The following is an 18,704-nucleotide window of genomic DNA, read 5'->3' as shown; positions in this document are numbered from 1 at the left end:
TTGGTGCTGGTCACTCGGAGCCGAGGCTGCCGTCGATGAGCTGGAAGAGCTCGTCGTCGGAGGCCTGGTCGAGAAGTGCGGTGGTGGTCGTGTCCTCGCCGGCCGCGGCGCCGCCGGGGCGGAGCCGGGCCAGGACCGCCGCCAGGCGGTCGGCGATGCGTTCGTGTGCCTCGGCGCTCAGGTCGCCTTCGTCGAAGGCGGCTTCCAGTTCGTCGATGCGGGCCAGGGCCGTCGCGGCGCCGCCCGGCAGTCGGGGAGCGAGCTCGCGCAGCAGGTGCGGGGCGAGCGCGCTGACCGTCGGCTGGTCGAAGAGCAGGGTCGTGGGCAGGCGCAGGCCCGTCTCGGCGCCGATCCGGTTGCGGAACTCGACCGCGGTCAGCGAGTCGAAGCCCAGGTCGAGCAGCCCGCGGTCGACGGGTACGGGCCGGTTCGGCGGGATGCCGAGCACATCGGCGACGGTCGCCCGTACGAGATCCAGGGCGATCCGGGCCCGGTCGGCGGAGGCCGCCTCGGCGAGCTTGCGCACCCACGGCGGAGTCCCCTCCTCCGCCCCGGACCGGGTGGCCTCACCCGTGGTACGGGATGCGGCCGGCCTCGGCTCGGGCAGCGGGACCAGGTCCCGCAGCAGTACAGGGATCCGCGCCGGGTCGGCGGCCCGGCGCAGCGCCGCCGTGTCCACCCGGGCCGGCACGAGGACCGGCAGGCCGCCGGCGAGGGCGGCGTCGAAGAGGTGGAGTCCTTCGGTGGTGGTGAGGGGGGCGATGCCGGTGCGGGCGATGCGGGCGAGGTCGGCGGTGGTGAGGTGTCCGGCCATGCCCGCCTCGGTGCCGGTGTCCCACAGGCCCCAGGCGAGGGAGGTGGCGGGCAGGCCGAGGGCGTGCCGGTGCTGGGCCAGTGCGTCCAAGTAGGTGTTGGCGGCGGCGTAGTTGGCCTGCCCGGGATTGCCCGTGATGCCCGCGACGGAGGAGAAGAGGACGAAGGCGTCCAGGTCCATGCCCCGCGTGAGCTCGTGCAGCAGCCTGGCCGCGTCCACCTTCGGCCGCAGCACCTCGGTGAGGTCCGTCTCCGTGAGGGAGCCGAGCGTGCCGTCCCGGGTGATGCCGGCGGCGTGGACCACGGCGCTCAACGGGTGCTCGTCGGGGATACCGGCGAGCAGGGCGGTCAGGGCGTCCCGGTCGGCGGTGTCGCAGGCGGTCAGGGTGACGTGGGCGCCGAGCCCGGTGAGCCGGTCGGTGAGTTCCCGGGCGCCGGGGGCTTCGGGCCCGCGGCGGCTGGTCAAGTGCAGGTGGGTGACGCCGTGTTCGGTGACGAGGTGTTCGGCGACGAGGGCGCCGAGCGCGCCGGTCGCGCCGGTGAGCAGCACCGTACCGCCCGCCCGCAGCAGGCAGGAGCGGGGCTCCGGCTGCGGCAGCACCGCCAGCCGTGGGACGAACAACCGGCCCTCCCGCAGCGCGAGTTGCGGCTCCGCCGAGGCCAGGGCCCGGCCCAGCGCCGCCTCCGAGGCCTCGCTCCCGTCGGTGTCCACGAGGACGAACCGGCCCGGGTGCTCGCTCTGCGCCGTCCGGACCAGCCCCCACAGGGGAGCCTGCTCCAGCCCGGCGACGGGCTCGTCCGCGCGTACGGCACTCGCGCCCCGGGTGACGACGGCGAGCCGCGCGTCGGCGGAACGCTCGTCCTCCAGCCAGCCGCGCAGCGCCTCCAGCACGCCGTACGGTGACGCCTCCGGCTCCGCCGCCAGCACCACGTACGGGCTGCCGGCTGCATCCGGTTCGGCCGGTTCGGCACGGTCGTACGGGACCCAGTCCACCCGGTGCAGGGTGCTCCCCGTCCCCCGGCCCGCCCGGAGCCGCGCCGGATCGGCCTCCCGTACGGTCAGCGCCTCGGCGGACAGCACCGGGTGCCCGGACTCGTCCGTGACGAGGAGCCCCGTCCGGTCGGAGCCCGCCGGTGTCAGGGTGACCCGCAGGACGTCCGAGGCCACCCCGCCGTGCGCCCGCACCCCGGCCCAGGAGAACGGAACCCGCAGGCCCCCCGTCTCCCCGGGCCCTTCGAGGGCGAGCGGATGCAGTGCCGAATCGAGCAGTGCGGAATGGACCGGGAACCCCCGGCGCGCGTCGTCGGCGCCGCCCGTCGCGGCCGGCGCGAGCTCGGCGAACCACGTGCCGTCCGCCCGGCGCCAGGCCGCCCGCAGCCCCCGGAACGCGGGCCCGTAGGCGTAGCCGAGCCCCGCCAGGTCCTCGTACGCGGCCGATACGTCCACGGGCTCCGCGCCGGCCGGCGGCCAGGCGGCGGGCGCGTCGGTGACCGCGCCGGCCTCCGTCTCCGGGGCCAGGAGACCCGAGGCGTGTTCCGTCCACGGGTCCTGCGTCCCGTCCTCCCGGGCGTGGACGCTCACGGACCGCCGTCCGGCGGCGTCGGCCGCGCCCACGGTCAGCTGCACCTGCACCGCACCGTCCTCGGGCACCGGCAGCGGGGCGGTGAGCGTCAGCTCGGCCACCTCGGGCGCGCCGGCGGCCCGTCCCGCGTACAGGGCCAGGTCCAGCAGTGCGGCCCCCGGCAGCACGGCCGTGCCCAGCAGGGCGTGGTCGGCCAGCCAGGGGTGGCTGCGCAGCGAGATCCGCCCGGTGTGCACCACCCCGGAGCCGTCGGCGAGTTCGACGGCGGCCCCGAGCAGCGGATGGTCCGCGACCCCCAGCCCCGCCCCGCCGACATCGGTACGGTTCCCGGCGGGCGCGTCCAGCCAGTACCGGTCGCGCCGGAAGGGGTAGGTGGGCAGCGCCGCCGGCGGCGCGAGACGCCCGCCGAAGTACGCCGCCCAGTCCACCGGCGCCCCGGCCGCCCACAGCCCGCCGAGGGCCTCGGGCAGCGCGGCGCTCTCCGCCCGGTCGCGGCGCAGGACGGGCAGGAGTACGGCATCGGGCAGCGTGTCGGCGGCCATCGTCGTCAGCACGGCGTCCGGGCCGAGCTCGACGAACACTCCGGCGCCCTCGTCCCGCAGGGTGCGCAGCGCATCGGCGAAGCGCACCGTCTCGCGGATGTGCCGGGTCCAGTAGTCGGGGGAGGCGAGTTCCTCGGCGCTCGCGAGCCGGCCGGTCAGGTCCGATACCAGCGGGATCGCCGGCGCGTGGAAGGCGAGGCCGGTCACGACCTCCCGGAACGCGGCCAGCATCGGCTCCATCAGCGGCGAGTGGAAGGCATGACTGACCGTCAGGCGGCGCGTCTTCGCGCCCGCTTCGCCGGCCCGGGCGGTGATCTCCCGTACGGCCTCCTCGGTGCCGGAGACGACCGTGGCGCGCGGGCCGTTGACGGCCGCGATACCGGCCGAGGCCTCGTGCCCGGCCAGCAGGGCCCGCGCCGCGTCCTCGTCCAGCGAGAGCGCCACCATGGCGCCGCCCGGCGGCAGGGCCTGCATCAGCCGGCCGCGCGCGGCGATCAGCGTCGCCGCGTCCGCCAGGGTCAGGACTCCCGCCACGTGGGCGGCCGCGACCGACCCGATGGAATGCCCGGCCACCAGCCCCGGGGTGACGCCCCAGGCCTCCAGCAGCCGGTAGAGCGCGGTTTCGAGGGCGAAGAGCGCGGGCTGCGTGAACTCGGTCCGGTTCAGCGGGGTGTCGTCGTCCTCGCGGAACACGATCTCCCGCAGCGACCCGCCCAGCAGCGGATCCAGTGCGGCGCACGCGGCATCGAAGGCCCGGGCGAACACCTCGTACCGCTCGTACAGTTCACGGCCCATGCCCGCCCGCTGGCTGCCCTGCCCGGTGAACAGGAAGGCCGTGCGCGGCGGATCGGCCGGCACCTCGCGCACCGTGGCCCGCGAGGGGTCGCCCGCGGCGAGGAGCCGCAGCACGCCCTGCGCGTCCTCGCGGTCACCCGCGACGAACGCCGCACGGTGTTCGAGGGCGCCGCGGCCCGTGGCCAGTGCCCGGACGGCGTCGGCCAGCTCGCCCTCCGTGCGCGTCCCGGCGTACGCGGACAGCCGCTCAGCCTGGGCGCGCAGCGCCTCGGGAGTGCGCGCGGACAGCAGCCACGGCAGCGGCACAGGGGCCGGAGCCGGTTCGGGGGCCGGTTCGGGGGCCGGGTCGGGGACGTGCTCCAGGACCACGTGGGCGTTGGTGCCGCTGATCCCGAAGGAGGACACGGCGGCCCGCCGGGGCCGTCCGCGTTCGGGCCAGTCGACGGACTCGGTGAGCAGCTCCACCGCGCCCGCCGACCAGTCGACGTGGGGGGACGGCTCGTCGATGTGCAGGCTCCTGGGCAGTACGCCGTGCCGCATCGACATCACCGACTTGATCACCCCGGCGACCCCGGCGGCGGCCTGCGTGTGCCCGATGTTCGACTTCACCGAACCGAGGAACAGCGGGTCGCCCTCCGGTCGGTCCTGCCCGTACGTGGCCAGCAGGGCCTGCGCCTCGATCGGGTCGCCGAGCCGGGTCCCCGTGCCGTGCGCCTCGACGGCGTCGACGTCCCCCGCGGTGAGACCTGCGGCGGCCAGCGCCTGGCGGATCACCCGCTGCTGGGACGGGCCGTTGGGCGCCGTCAGGCCGTTGCTCGCACCGTCCTGGTTGACGGCCGTACCGCGGACCAGCGCCAGCACCCGGTGCCCGTTGCGGCGGGCGTCGGACAGCCGCTCGACCAGCAGCAGACCCGCGCCCTCCGCCCAGCCCGTACCGTCGGCGGCCGCGGCGAACGGCTTGCAGCGCCCGTCCGGCGACAGCCCGCGCTGCCGGCTGAACTCGACGAACGTCGCCGGGCTCGCCATGACGGTCACCCCGCCGGCGAGCGCGAGGTCGCACTCGCCCGACCGCAGCGCCTGAGCCGCCAGGTGCAGGGCCACCAGCGACGAGGAGCAGGCGGTGTCGACGGTGACGGCAGGTCCCTCCAGGCCGAAGGTGTACGACACCCGGCCGGAGGCCACACTGCCCGCGCTGCCGCTGACCAGGTACCCCTCGAAGCCCTCCGGGGCCTGCCCGGCCTGGTGCAGCCTGGCCCCGTAATCGTTGTACATCACGCCGGCGAAGACGCCGGTCCGGCTGCCGCGCAGCCCCGCCGGGTCGATCCCGGCGCGCTCGAACGCCTCCCACGCCGTCTCCAGCAGCAGCCGCTGCTGGGGGTCGGTGGTCAGCGCCTCGCGCGGGCTCATCCCGAAGAACTCCGGGTCGAAGTCGGCAGCCCCGTACAGGAAGCCGCCCTCGCGGGCGTACGAGGTGCCCGGGCGCGAGCCGTCCGGGTCGTACAGCCCGGCCAGGTCCCAGCCCCGGTCGGCGGGGAAGCCGGACACCGCGTCCGTGCCCTCCGCGACCAGCCGCCACAGCTCCTCCGGCGAGGTCACCCCGCCCGGGAAGCGGCAGGCCATCGCGACGATGGCGATCGCGTCCTCGGCGTCGTCACCGGTGCGCGACGCACCGGAGACGACGGCCGGCAGCTCCCCGGTCCCGGCCGCGGCCCCGGAGCCCAGGAGTTCCGCCAGCAGTTGCGCGGCCAGCGCGGCCGGCGTGGGGTGGTCGAAGACCAGCGTGGTGGGCAGCCGCAGGCCGGTCGCCGCACCCAGCCGGTTGCGCAGGTCCACCGCGGCGAGGGAGTCGAATCCCAGGTCGGTGAAGGCCCGCCCGGCCGCCACGGAGTCGCCGCCGGCGTGCCCGAGCACGGTCGCGGCAGCAGCCCGTACGAGGTCCAGCAGCTCCCGCTCCGCGTCCGCCCGGGCGAGCCCGGACAGCCGGGCGACGAGGTCCCCGGACCCCGCGGCGGACGCCGGCGCGGAGCCGCCGGCGGCGCGCCGCCGGGTGGTGCGGACCAGGGAGCGGAGCGGGGCCGGTACCTCCGTGCCCGAGGCCTCCAGGGCCGGGAGCGCGAAACGGGTCGCGACCAGGGCCGCCCGGCCCGGGCCTTCCGCCGGCGCCCCGGCGAGGGCGGCGTCGAAGAGGCGGAGTCCTTCGGTGGTGGTGAGGGGGGCGATGCCGGTGCGGGCGATGCGGGCGAGGTCGGCGGTGGTGAGGTGTCCGCCCATGCCCGCATCGGTGCCGGTGTCCCACAGGCCCCAGGCGAGGGAGGTGGCGGGCAGGCCGAGGGCGTGCCGGTGCTGGGCCAGTGCGTCCAAGTAGGCGTTGGCGGCGGCGTAGTTGGCCTGCCCGGCCGTGCCCGTCACCCCGGTGATCGAGGAGAAGAGGACGAAGACGTCCAGGTCCAGGTCCCGCGTCAGCTCGTGCAGCAGCCACGCACTGTCGGCCTTCGGCCGGAGCACGGCATCCAGCCGCTCTGCCGTGAGGTCTTCCAGGATCCCGTCGTCCAGTACACCGGCGGAGTGAACCACGGCGCTCAACGGGTGTTCGTCCGGGATGCCGGCGAGCAGGGCGGCGAGGGCTTCCGGGGCGGCGGTGTCGCAGGCGGTCAGGGTGACGTGGGCGCCGAGACCGGTGAGCCGGTCGGTGAGTTCCCGGGCGCCGGGGGCTTCGGGTCCGCGGCGGCTGGTCAAGTGCAGGCGGGTGACGCCGTGTTCGGTGACGAGGTGTTCGGCGACGAGGGCGCCGAGCGCGCCGGTCGCGCCGGTGAGCAGCACCGTACCGCCCGCCCGCAGCCGGTGCGGTCCGGAGTCCTCGGCCGGTACCGGTGTCAGGCGCGGCACGACGATCTCCCCCTCGCGCAGGGCGAGCTGGGGCTCGCCGGAGCCGAGGGCCCGGTCGAGCGCGGCGGCGGACGCCTCGCTCCCGTCGGAGTCCACGAGGACGAACCGGCCCGGGTGCTCGCTCTGCGCCGTGCGCACCAGCCCCCAGACGGTCGCCGCCGGCAGGGCGGGCAGGCTCTCGCCCGGACGGGTCGCGACGGCACCTTCCGTGACCAGCGCGAGCCGCGCACCCGCCGGGTGCTCCTGTGCCAGCCAGTCCTGTACGAGGCCCAGAGCGTGCCGGGCCGCGGACCCCGGGCTCTCCTGCGGCCCGACGTACGCCGCCACGGTCGCGGCCGCCGAGTCATCGTCCGGCGTGAGGGCCGGAGCCACCCCCGTCCACGCCACCGCGTACAGCGGGAGCGAGGCCGCGGAGGAGGGCAGGCCTTCGGGCAGCGGCCGCAGCACCAGCGCCTCGGCACCGGCCACCGGAGCGCCGGCCGGGTCCGTGAGGTCCACGGACACCGCGCCCGGGCCGGCCGGGGCCAGCCGCACCCGGAGCGCCGTCGCACCGGTCGCGTGCAGGCGAAGGCCCGTCCACGCGAACGGCAGTACCACCTCGGCGGCGTCCTCCTCCCGGACCGGAAGGAGGTGCAGGGCCGCGTCGAGGAGGGCAGGGTGCAGGGCGAACGCATCGGCGGACGCGTCGAGTTCCGCGGGGAGCCGCACCTCGGCGAGCAGGGTCTCCCCGTCCCGCCAGGCGGCCGTCAGGTTCCGGAAGGTCGGCCCGTAGCCGTAGCCCAGCTCCGCCAGGCGCCCGTACACCCGCTCCACGTCGATCACGGTGGCTCCGGCGGGCGGCCAGTCGGCCTCGGAGGCGAGGGCGAGGGCCGGGACGTGGTCTTCGGGGGCGAGGGTCCCGGAGGCGTGGCGCACCCACGGGGCGTCCTCCGCGGTCCGGGCATGGACGGTGAAGGGGCGCCGGCCCCCGGTGTCCGGGGCGTCCACCGTCAGCTGGAGGGCGACGGATCCCGTCGCGGGCAGGAGCAGCGGGGCCTCCAGGGTGAGGTCGTCCACCACGTGGCTCCGTGCGTGCTCGCCCGCCTGGAGCGCCAGCTCGGCGAAGACACTGCCCGGCACGAGCGGCACCCCGCCGACGGCGTGGTCCGCGAGCCACGGCAGCAGCTCCGGACGAAGGGTGCCGGAGAACAACAGGCCGCGCCCGTCGGCCAGTTCCACGGCCGGGCCGAGCAGCGCGCCGCCGCCCTGGGCCTCGGGTGCGGCCTCCATCCAGAACCGCTCCCGCTGGAAGGGATACGTGGGCAGGTCCCGGGCACCGCCCGACCCGGCGCCGCCGATGACGGTCCAGTCGAGGGCCGCGCCGCGCGCGTGGGCGGTGGCGAGGGCGGTCAGGAACACGGACGGCTCGCTCCGGCCGCGGCGCAGGAGCGGGGACGCCTCGGGGGTCAGCGAGGTGAGCGAGGCGTCGGGGCCGACCTCGATCGCGAGGACCGGGCCCTGGCCGCGGAGGGTTTCGAGGGCGTGGTGGTAGCGGACGGTTTCGCGGATGTGGCGGGTCCAGTAGTCGGGTGAGGCGAGTTCCTCGGCGGTGGCGACGGTGCCGGTGAGGGTGGAGACGATGGGGATGCGGGGGGCGTGGAAGGTGAGCCGGGCGGCGGTGGCCCGGAACTCGTCGAGGACGGGGTCCATGTGGGGGGAGTGGAAGGCGTGGCTGACGGTGAGCCGCCGGGTCCGCCTGCCCAGGCCGGTGAAGTGGGCGGCTACGCGCTCGACTTCGTCCTCGTCGCCCGAGACGACGACGGCCTCCGGCCCGTTGACCGCGGCGAGCGCCACCCGCTCACCCAGGAGCGGCAGTACCTCTTCCTCGGTGGCTTCGAGGGCGGTCATGGCGCCGGCTGTGGGGAGGGTGCCCATGAGGCGGCCTCGGGTGGCGACGAGGAGGGCGGCGTCTTCGAGGGAGAGGACGCCTGCGACGTGTGCGGCGGTGAACTCGCCGATGGAGTGTCCGATGAGGTGGTTGGGTGTCAGTCCGTGGTGTTCGAGGAGGCGGAACAGGGCGGTTTCGAGGGCGAAGAGGGCGGGCTGGGTGTACTGGGTGAGGTTGAGGAGGGTGTCGTCCTCGTCGAAGACGATCTCCTTCAGGGGCCGGTCGAGGTGCGGGTCGAGGGCTGCGCAGACGGTGTCGAAGGCCGCGGCGAACTCCCCGTAGGTGTCGTAGAGTTCGCGGCCCATGCCGGCCCGCTGGCTGCCCTGCCCGGTGAACAGGAAGGCGGTGCGGGAGGTGCCGGAGGCGGTTCCGTGGACGACTGCCGGGTGTTCGTCGCCTGTCGCCAGGGCCGTGAGGGCCGCCAGGGCGCTGTCGCGGTCCTCGGCCACGAGCACGGCGCGGTGCGCGAGCGCCGCCCGGCCCGTGGCCAGTACGCGCGCGGTGGAGTGCAGGGAGGCAGGGCCGGAACGGGCGTCGAGGTGGGCCACCAGCTGCCCCGCCTGGGCCCGGAGCGCCTCCGGGGAGTGGGCGGACAGCGGCAGCAGCACCGGGCCGCCGACGGATTCGGAGTCCTCGGCCCCGGCGGGGGCCTCCGCGACGTCCTCCAGGATCACGTGCGCGTTGGTCCCGCTGATGCCGAAGGAGGACACGGCGGCCCGCCGCGGCCCTTCGCCCTCCGGCCACGGCACCGACTCGGTGAGCAGCTCCACGCGGCCCGCCGACCAGTCCACGTGGGGGGTCGGCTCGTCCACGTGCAGGGTGCGGGGCAGCACCCCGTGGCGCATGGCCTCGACCATCTTGATGATGCCGCCCACCCCGGCCGCGGCCTGCGCGTGCCCGATGTTGGACTTCAGCGAGCCCAGCAGCAGCGGCCGGTCCTCCGGCCGGTCCTGTCCGTACGTCGCCAGCAGCGCCTGCGCCTCGATCGGGTCGCCGAGCCGGGTTCCCGTGCCGTGCGCCTCGACGGCGTCGACGTCCTGCGCGCTCAGCCCGGCGGAGGCGAGGGCCTGGCGGATGACCCGCTCCTGCGCCGGCCCGTTCGGGGCCGTCAGCCCGTTGCTCGCGCCGTCCTGGTTGACGGCGGAGCCCCGTACGACGGCCAGCACCTGGTGCCCGTTGCGCCGGGCGTCCGACAGCCGCTCGACCAGCAGCAGTCCGACCCCCTCCGACCACCCCGTCCCGTCCGCAGCCGCCGCGAAGGACTTGCAGCGGCCGTCGGCCGACAGGCCGCGCTGCCGGCTGAACTCCACGAACGTGTCAGGCCGTGCCATGACGGTCACCCCGCCCGCCAGCGCCAGATCGCACTCACCCGACCGCAGCGCCTGCGCCGCGAGGTGCAGGGCGACCAGGGACGACGAGCACGCGGTGTCCACGGTCACCGCCGGCCCCTCCAGGCCGAACGTGTAGGCGAGGCGGCCGGAGACCACGCTCGCCGTGTTGCCGGTGAGGACGTAACCCTCCAGCTCCTGCGGGGTCTTGGCGAGCCGCGAGCTGTAGTCGTTGTACATCACGCCGGCGAACACACCGGTCCGCGTGCCGCGCACCGACCCGGCGTCGATGCCGGCCCGCTCGAAGGCCTCCCACGCCGTCTCCAGCAGCAGCCGCTGCTGCGGATCGACGGCGACCGCCTCGCGCGGGCTGATCCCGAAGAACCCGGCGTCGAACTCGGCCGCCCCGTAGAGGAATCCGCCCTCGCGGGTGTACGAGGTACCCAGGTGATCGGGGTCCGGGTCGTACAGGCCGGCCAGGTCCCAGCCGCGGTCGGCGGGGAACGGGCCGACGGCGTCGGTGCCGGAGGCGACGAGTTGCCACAGGTCCTCGGGCGAGCCCACGCCGCCCGGGTAGCGGCAGGCCATCCCCACGATCACCACCGGATCGTCGGTGAGCGGGACCGCGACCGCACCGGCCGCCGCCGCCCCCCGCTCGGCCCGGCCGCCCGCGTCGCCACCCGGCAGCAGACCCACCAGGTAGGCGGTGAGCGCCTCCGGGGACGGGTGGTCGAACACGGCCGTGGCGGGGATCCGCAGTCCGGTGAGCGCACCGAGCCGGTTGCGCAGCTCCACGCCCGTCAGCGAGTCGAACCCGAGGTCGCGGAAGGCCCGGCCGACGTCGATGGAGGCCGGGGTGACGTGCCCGAGCACCGTCGCCACCGTCGTCCGGACGAGTTCGGCGACCTCGCGGCTCCGCTCCGGCTCCGGCAGCGCGCCCGTCCGCCCGGCCCACGAGCCGTCCGCGGCCGGGGCACCGCCCGCCGCACCGGCCGCGGCCCGCCGCAGCGGGGCGCGCACCAGGTGCCGCAGCGGCGCCGGCAGCGGACCGGCCGCCGCCCGCTCGCGCAGGGCCGCGGCGTCCACCCGTACGGGCACCAGCGCGCCCGAGCCGCCCGCCGTCGCCGCGTCGAGCAGGGCCAGCCCCTCCTCGCCGGTCAGCGGGGCGAAGCCGGAGCGAGCCCAGCGGGCCCGTTCCGCCGCGCCCAGACCGCCCGCCATGCCGTCCGCCGTGTCCCACAGCCCCCAGGCCAGCGAGACACCGGTCAGGCCCAGGGCCCGGCGGTGGTCGGCGAGGGCGTCCAGAACGGCGTTGGCGGCCGCGTAGTTGGCCTGCCCGGCCGTACCGGCCAGCGCGCTGACCGAGGAGAACAGCACGAAGGCCGCCAGGTCCAGGCCCCGGGTCAGCTCGTGCAGGTGGAACGCGGCGTCGGCCTTGGGACGGAGCACCCCGTCCAGCCGCTCGCCGTCCAGGCCGTCGACCGTCCCGTCGTCCAGTACGCCGGCCAGGTGGAACACCGCTCCCAGCGGGCGCTCCGCCGGTACGGAGTCCAGCACCCGCGCCAGCGCCTCGCGGTCGGCGGAGTCCACGGCCGCGAACTCGGCCCGGGCGCCCACCGCCTCCAGCTCGGCCGCCAGCTCGCCGGCCCCGGCGGCCGCGGCCCCGGACCGGCTGAGCAGCAGCAGGTGACGTACGCCGTGCCGCTCCGCGAGGTGCCGTACGAGCAGCCGGCCCAGGGAGCCCGTCCCGCCGGTCACCAGCACGGTACGGTCCGCGAGCCCGGCGGGCGCGGACACCGGATCGGCTGCCTCGGCCCGTACGAGCCGGGGCGAGCTCAGAACACCCGCACGGACGGCCAGTTGGGGCTCCGGAACGGAGGCGGCAGCGAGCGCGGAGAGCGCCGCGCCGTCCTGCGGGGAGAAGCCGGAGTCGACATCGGCCAGCGCGAACCGGCCCGGATGCTCCGTCTGGGCCGATCGCAGCAGCCCCCACACCGCGGCCGCCCACGGGTCGGCCACCGCGTCCCCGGCGGCCGCCGCGACGGCGTCCCGGGTGAGGAACAGCAGCCGGGAATCGGCGAACCGGTCCTCCGCCAGCCAGGCCCGCACCTGCCCGAGGGCATGCCCGGCCGCTCCGCGGCCCGCCGGCACCCGGACGGCGACCACCGGCGGAACCTCCGGAGTCTGCGGGTCCAGTTCGTCGAGCGAGCCGACGAGCACCACGGGTCCGGCGGAGTCCGCGACCGGCGCCACGGCCTCCCACACGACCCGGTGCAGATCACGCGGCCGGTCGGCCGCCGCACCCAGCCCGGCCGCGTCCACGGGCAGCAGGGCCAGCGCGTCCGCCGTGACCACCGGGCGCCCCTCGGGGTCCCCGGCCGTCAGGTGGCCGTCGGCCGCCCAGCGCGCCCGCAGCACGGACGCGCCCGTCGCGTGCAGTTCCACGCCCGACCAGGAGAAGGGCAGCGGAAGCCCGCCCGCGCCGTCCTCGGCGGCGCGAGCTACCGGCAGGTGCAGAGCGGCGTCCAGCAGCGCCGGGTGCACGGAGAAGCCCTCCACCTCCTGCCCCGGCAGCTCCAGCTCGGCGTAGAGCTCCTCGCCCAGCCGCCAGGCGGCCCGTACGCCCCGGAAGGCGGGGCCGTACGCGTAGCCGAGGGCGTCGAGGTCCTCGTACAGGGCGTCAGGGTCCACCGGCTCGGCTCCGGGCGGCGGCCAGGCAGCCCCCGTCCCGGCGGGCGGCGCGGGACGGGCCGGTGCCAGCAGACCGGTGGCGTGCCGGGTCCACTCGGCGTCCGTGCCGGCCTCGTCCGCGTCCGCGGCCCGGGCGTGCACGGACAGCGTGCGCACCCCGCCCGTGCCCGCCGCACCGACCGACACCTGGAGTTGTACGGGGCGGTCCCCGGCCAGGACGAGCGGTGCCTCCAGGGTCAGTTCCTCGACGCGCAGGGTGCCGGACTGTTCACCGGCGGCCAGCGCCAGGTCGAGGAACAGGGTGCCGGGCACGAGCACGCGGCCCGCGATCCGGTGGTCCGCCAGCCACGGGTGGGCGCCGGCCGACAGCTGCCCGGGCAGCACCAGGCCGCCGTCCTCGGCGAGCTCGATGCGGGAGCCCAGGAAGGCGTGGCCGGTCGCCGCCCGCCCGGAGTGGGCGGGCGCGGCGAGCCAGTGGCGCTGGTGCCGGAACGGGTACGTGGGCAGGCCCTCCAGGTGGCCGGGCCGGCCGGGGTACAGGGCGGACCAGTCGAGGACCGCGCCGTGCGCGTGGGCGGCGGCGAGGGCGGTGAGCAGGGTGAGCCGCTCACCCCGGTGGCGGCGCAGGAGGGGGAGGGCGCCCGGGGTGGCCGCACTGAGGGCGGCGTCGGGGCCCAGCTCCACGAGCACACCCGCCGCCCCGCTCTCGCGGAGGGTTTCGAGGGCGTGGTGGTAGCGGACGGTTTCGCGGATGTGGCGGGTCCAGTAGTCGGGCGAGGCGAGTTCCTCGGCGGTGGCGACGGCCCCGGTGAGGGTGGAGACGATGGGGATGCGGGGGGCGTGGAAGGTGAGTCGGGCGGCGATCGCCCGGAACTCGTCGAGGACGGGGTCCATGTGGGGGGAGTGGAAGGCGTGGCTGACGGTGAGCCGCCGGGTCCGCCTGCCGAGGCCGGTGAAGTGGGCGGTTATGCGCTCGACTTCGTCCTCGTCGCCCGAGACGACGACGGCTTCGGGCCCGTTGACCGCGGCGAGCGCTACCCGCTCACCCAGGAGCGGCAGTACCTCTTCCTCGGTGGCTTCGAGGGCGGTCATGGCGCCGCCGGTGGGGAGGGTGCCCATGAGGCGGCCGCGGGTGGCGACGAGGAGGGCGGCGTCTTCGAGGGAGAGGACTCCTGCGACGTGTGCGGCGGTGAACTCGCCGATGGAGTGTCCGATGAGGTGGTCGGGTGTCAGTCCGTGGTGTTCGAGGAGGCGGAACAGGGCGGTTTCGAGGGCGAAGAGGGCGGGCTGGGTGTACTGGGTGAGGTTGAGGAGGGTGTCGTCCTCGTCGAAGACGATCTCCTTCAGGGGCCGGTCGAGGTGCGGGTCGAGGGCCGTGCAGACGGCGTCGAAGGCGGCGGCGAACTCCTCGTAGGTGTCGTAGAGTTCGCGTCCCATGCCGGCCCGTTGGCTGCCCTGTCCGGTGAACAGGAAGGCGGTGCGGGCGGTGCGGGCGGTGCCGGAGGCGGTTCCGCGGACGATCGCCGGGTGTTCGTCGCCTGTCGCCAGTGCGGCGAGGGCCGCCAGGGCGCCGTCCCGGTCCTCGGCGACGAGTACCGCACGGTGGGCGAGCGCCGCCCGCCCCGTGGCCAGTGCGGCGGCCACCCCCGCGATGTCCGCGTCCTCGCGATCGGACAGGTACGCGTGCAGTCGCCCCGCCTGAGCCGTCAGTGCGTCGGCGGCCCGTGCGGACAGCGGCAGCAGCACCGGAGCGTCCGCTTCAGGCGCCCCGTCCGCCGTGGCCGGCTCCGGGCCCTCCTCCAGGATCACGTGGGCGTTGGTGCCGCTGATGCCGAAGGAGGACACGGCGGCCCGCCGCGGCCGCCCGTCCGCGACCCACTCGCGGGACTCGGTGAGCAGCTCGACCGCGCCGGCCGTCCAGTCGACGTGCGGGGTCGGCTCGTCCACGTGCAGGGTGCGGGGCAGCACCCCGTGGCGCATGGCCTCGACCATCTTGATGATGCCGCCGACCCCGGCCGCGGCCTGCGCGTGCCCGATGTTGGACTTCAGCGAGCCCAGCAGCAGCGGGCGGCCCTCGGGCCGGTCCTGTCCGTAGGTGGCCAGCAGGGCGTCCGCTTCGATCGGATCGCCGAGCCGGGTGCCCGTGCCGTGCGCCTCCATCGCGTCGACGTCCTGGGCGGTGAGCCCGGCGGCGGTGAGGGCCTGGCGGATGACCCGCTCCTGCGCCGGCCCGTTGGGTGCGGTCAGCCCGTTGCTCGCGCCGTCCTGGTTGACGGCCGAACCCCGTACGACGGCCAGCACCCGGTGCCCGTTGCGCCGGGCGTCCGACAGGCGCTCCACCAGCAGCAGTCCGGCGCCTTCGGCCCATGCGGTGCCGTCGGCGGCCGCGGCGAACGGCTTGCAGCGGCCGTCGGGCGCCAGCCCGCGCTGCCGGCTGAACTCCAGGAACATGCCGGGCGTGGGCATGACGGTGACCCCGCCGGCCAGTGCCAGATCGCACTCGCCCTGGCGCAGCGCCTGAACCGCCAGGTGCAGGGCGACCAGGGAGGACGAGCAGGCGGTGTCCACGGTCACCGCCGGCCCCTCCAGGCCGAAGGTGTAGGCGAGGCGGCCGGAGGCGACGCTCGCCGTGCTGCCCGTGAGGAGATAGCCGTCGTAACCGTCGGCGGCCTCGTGCAGGCGCGGCCCGTAGTCCATGGCCGTCGCGCCGACGAAGACCCCGGCCCGGGAGCCGCGCAGGCCGTCGGGGGAGATCCCGGCCCGCTCGAAGGCCTCCCACGCCGTCTCCAGCAGCAGCCGCTGCTGGGGGTCCATCGCGGCGGCCTCGCGCGGGCTGATCCCGAAGAACTCGGCGTCGAAGTCCCCGGCGCCCGCCAGGAATCCGCCCTCGCGGGCGTACGTGGTTCCCGGGCGGTCCGGGTCGGGGTCGTACAGGCCGGCGAGGTCCCAGCCGCGGTCGGCTGGGAACGGGCCGATGGCGTCGGTGCCGCTCGCGACGAGCTGCCACAGGTCCTCGGGCGAGCCCACGCCGCCCGGGAAGCGGCAGGCCATTCCCACGATCACCACGGGGTCGGTGTCGTCCACCGGGGTCCGGGTGGTCGTGCCGGCGGTGGCATCGTCGACGGTGGGCCGCGCACCGGCGTACCGCTCCTCCAGTACGCGGACCACGGCCTCGGGGGTCGGGTGGTGGTAGATCAGCGCGGAGGGCAGCGGGTGACCGGTGGCGGACTGGAGCCGGTCGCGCAGCTCGACCCCGGAGAGCGAGTCGAAGCCCAGGTCCTTGAAGCTGCGCGCGGTGTCCACGGAGGCGGCCGTGACATGGCCGAGCACGAAGGCGATCTGGGTGCGCACCAGCTCGGTCAGGTCGGGCTGCGCTGCGCCCGCGGTGGACGCAGCCGCGGGATCCGAGGCTTGCGGCACGACGGCACCCGCCGGGACGTCCGCCGGGTCCTCCGCAGGCGGGGCCCCGTCCAGCCAGTGCCGCTCCCGCTGGAACGCGTACGTGGGCAGCGGTACGGGACGCCCGCCCCGGGCCGCGGACAGCCCGGCCCAGTCCACCCCGGTGCCGTGCACGTGGGCCCCGGCGACGGCGGCGACCAGTGCCGCCGCCTCCGGCCGCCCGCGGCGCAGCCCGGCGAGCAGCGCCCGCCCGCCGTCCCTGTCCTGGAGGGTCCGGCGGGCCATCGCGGTGAGCACCGCGTCCGGGCCGAGTTCGAGGTAGACGGTCGTACCGGCGTCGTCGAGGGCCCGCACTCCGTCGTGGAAGCGGACGGCCTCGCGGATGTGCCGGGTCCAGTAGTCGGGGGAGGCCAGCTCCTCGGCGCTCGCGAAGGTGCCCGTCACATTGGAGACGACGGGGATGCGGGGCGCGTGGAAGGTGAGTCGCGCGGCGACGGCCCGGAACTCGTCGAGGACCGGCTCCATGTGGGGGGAGTGGAAGGCATGGCTGACGGTGAGCCGCCGTGTGCGCCGGCCCAGGCCGGCGAAATGGGCCGCCACCCGGTCGACTTCGGTCTCGTCCCCGGACACCACGACGGAATCGGGGCCGTTGACGGCGGCGAGCGACACCCGCTCGCCCAGCAGGGGCAGTACGTCCTCCTCCGGCGCCTCCACCGCGGCCATGGCGCCGCCCGCGGGCAGGCCGCCCATCAGCCGGCCGCGCGATGCGACGAGCAGGGCGGCGTCGTCCAGTGAGAGCACTCCCGCCACGTGCGCCGCCGTCAGCTCGCCGACGGAGTGGCCGCCCACCCGGTCCGGTGACGCCCCAGGTCTCCAGCAGCCGGTAGAGGGCGGTTTCGAGGGCGAACAGGGCGGGCTGGGTGTACTGGGTGAGGTTGAGGAGGGTGTCGTCCTCGTCGAAGACGACCTCCTTCAGGGGCCGGTCCAGGTGCGGGTCGAGCGCCGCGCAGACGGCATCGAAGGCACCGGCGAACTCCCCGTACGTGTCGTAGAGTTCGCGGCCCATGCCGGCCCGCTGGCTGCCCTGCCCGGTGAACAGGAACGCCGTACCGGCCCGGCCGGCCGCGCGGCCCCGTACCACCGCCGGATGCTCCTCGCCCGCCGCCAGCGCGGCCGTCCCGCCGAGCAAGCCGGGCAGGTCCTCGGCCACCACCACGGCCCGCTCGTCGAAGAGGGTCCGGGTCGCCGCCAGGGAGAAGGCGGTGTCCACCACGTCGTCCGCGGTGTCCTGCCCGTGCCGCAGCAGCTGGGCGGCCTGGCCGCGCAGCGCCGCGGCGTCACGCCCGGAGAGCAGCCACGCCACCGGCCCGCCGTCCGCACCGGCAGCGCCGTCCCCGCCATCGGCGGCCTTCCCGCCGGGAACGCGCACGGGGGCCTCGCCCACCACCACATGGCAGTTGGTGCCGCCCATGCCGAACGAGCTGACGCCCGCGATCAGCGGACGGTCCGGCGCCGGCCACGCGCTCTCCCCGGTCTGCACCCGCAGGCCCAGCTCCTCCAGCGGGATCGCCGGGTTCGGCTCGCGGAAGTTCAGGCTCGCCGGAATGCGCCGCCGCGACACCGACAGGGCCGTCTTCAGCAGGCCCACCAGCCCGGCCGCGCCCTCCAGGTGCCCCACGTTCGTCTTCGCCGAGCCCACCAGCAGCGGGGAGTCCGCCGCGCGGCCCGCGCCCAGCGCGGCGCCGAGCGCCGCCGCCTCCACGGGATCGCCCACGGGCGTTCCCGTGCCGTGCAGTTCGACGTACTGGACCGACTCCCCGCCCGTACCGGCGCGGTCGTGCGCGGCCCGCAGCACGGCCTCCTGCGCGGCACGGTCCGGGACCGTCAGCCCGGCGGAGGCCCCGTCGTTGTTGACGGCGCTGCCCAGGATCACGCAGTGCACCCGGTCCCCGTCGGCGAGAGCCCGGTCGAGGGGCTTCAGGACGACCGCGACGCCCCCCTCACCCCGTACGTAGCCGTTCGCACGGGAGTCGAAGGTGAAGCACCGGCCGTCGGGGGACAGGGCGCCGAACCGGGCGCTGTCCGCACTGCTCCCGGGCGACAGGATCAGGTTCACCCCGCCGACCACGGCCAGATCGGCGTCCCCGTGGCGCAGCCCCTCGCAGGCGAGGTGGACGGCCACCAGGGAGGAGGACTGGGCCGCGTCGACCGTCAGGCTCGGGCCGGTCAGCCCGAGCACGTACGACAGGCGGTTGGCGATGACGCCCCGGCTGAGGCCGGTGACCGAGTGCCGCCCGGCCGCCGCCTCACCGCGCCGGTGGTGCAGCGCCGCGTAGTCGTCCCAGATGGCGCTCGCGTACACCGCGGTCCGGCTCCCGGCCAGGGAGCCGGGCACGATCCCGGCCTCCTCCAGGGCCTCCCAGCCCAGTTCGAGCATCAGCCGCTGCTGCGGGTCCATCGCGGCCGCCTCGCGCGGGGAGATCCCGAAGAAGGCGGCGTCAAAACGGTCCACCTCGTCCAGGAAGGCGCCCCGGGCGGGAGCCGAGGCGGACCAGCGGTCCGCCGGCGGCTCCCCGACCGCGTCGCCGCCCCGGCTGAGCAGCCGCCAGAAGGCGGCGGGGCCATCGGCCCCCGGAAGGCGGCAGGCGAGGCCGACGACGGCGATCGGTGCGGAGTGGGGCTTGGCCATGGTCTGTCACGTACTCCCTCGTCGAGGACGAATGCGCCACCAGACTCGCCA

General features: G+C 76.1%; 1 pseudogene. It reads right to left on the bottom strand.

Annotated features, from left to right (window positions below):
* Nucleotides 1–10: 10 nt before the first annotated feature.
* Nucleotides 11–18,653 (bottom strand): annotated as a pseudogene (locus ACFTXQ_RS16455) (SDR family NAD(P)-dependent oxidoreductase).
* Nucleotides 18,654–18,704: the final 51 nt, after the last annotated feature.

Source organism: Streptomyces sp. NPDC057010 (assembly GCF_042673805.1).
GTDB lineage: Bacteria > Actinomycetota > Actinomycetes > Streptomycetales > Streptomycetaceae > Streptomyces.
This window is presented reverse-complemented; position numbering and strand designations above follow the sequence as displayed.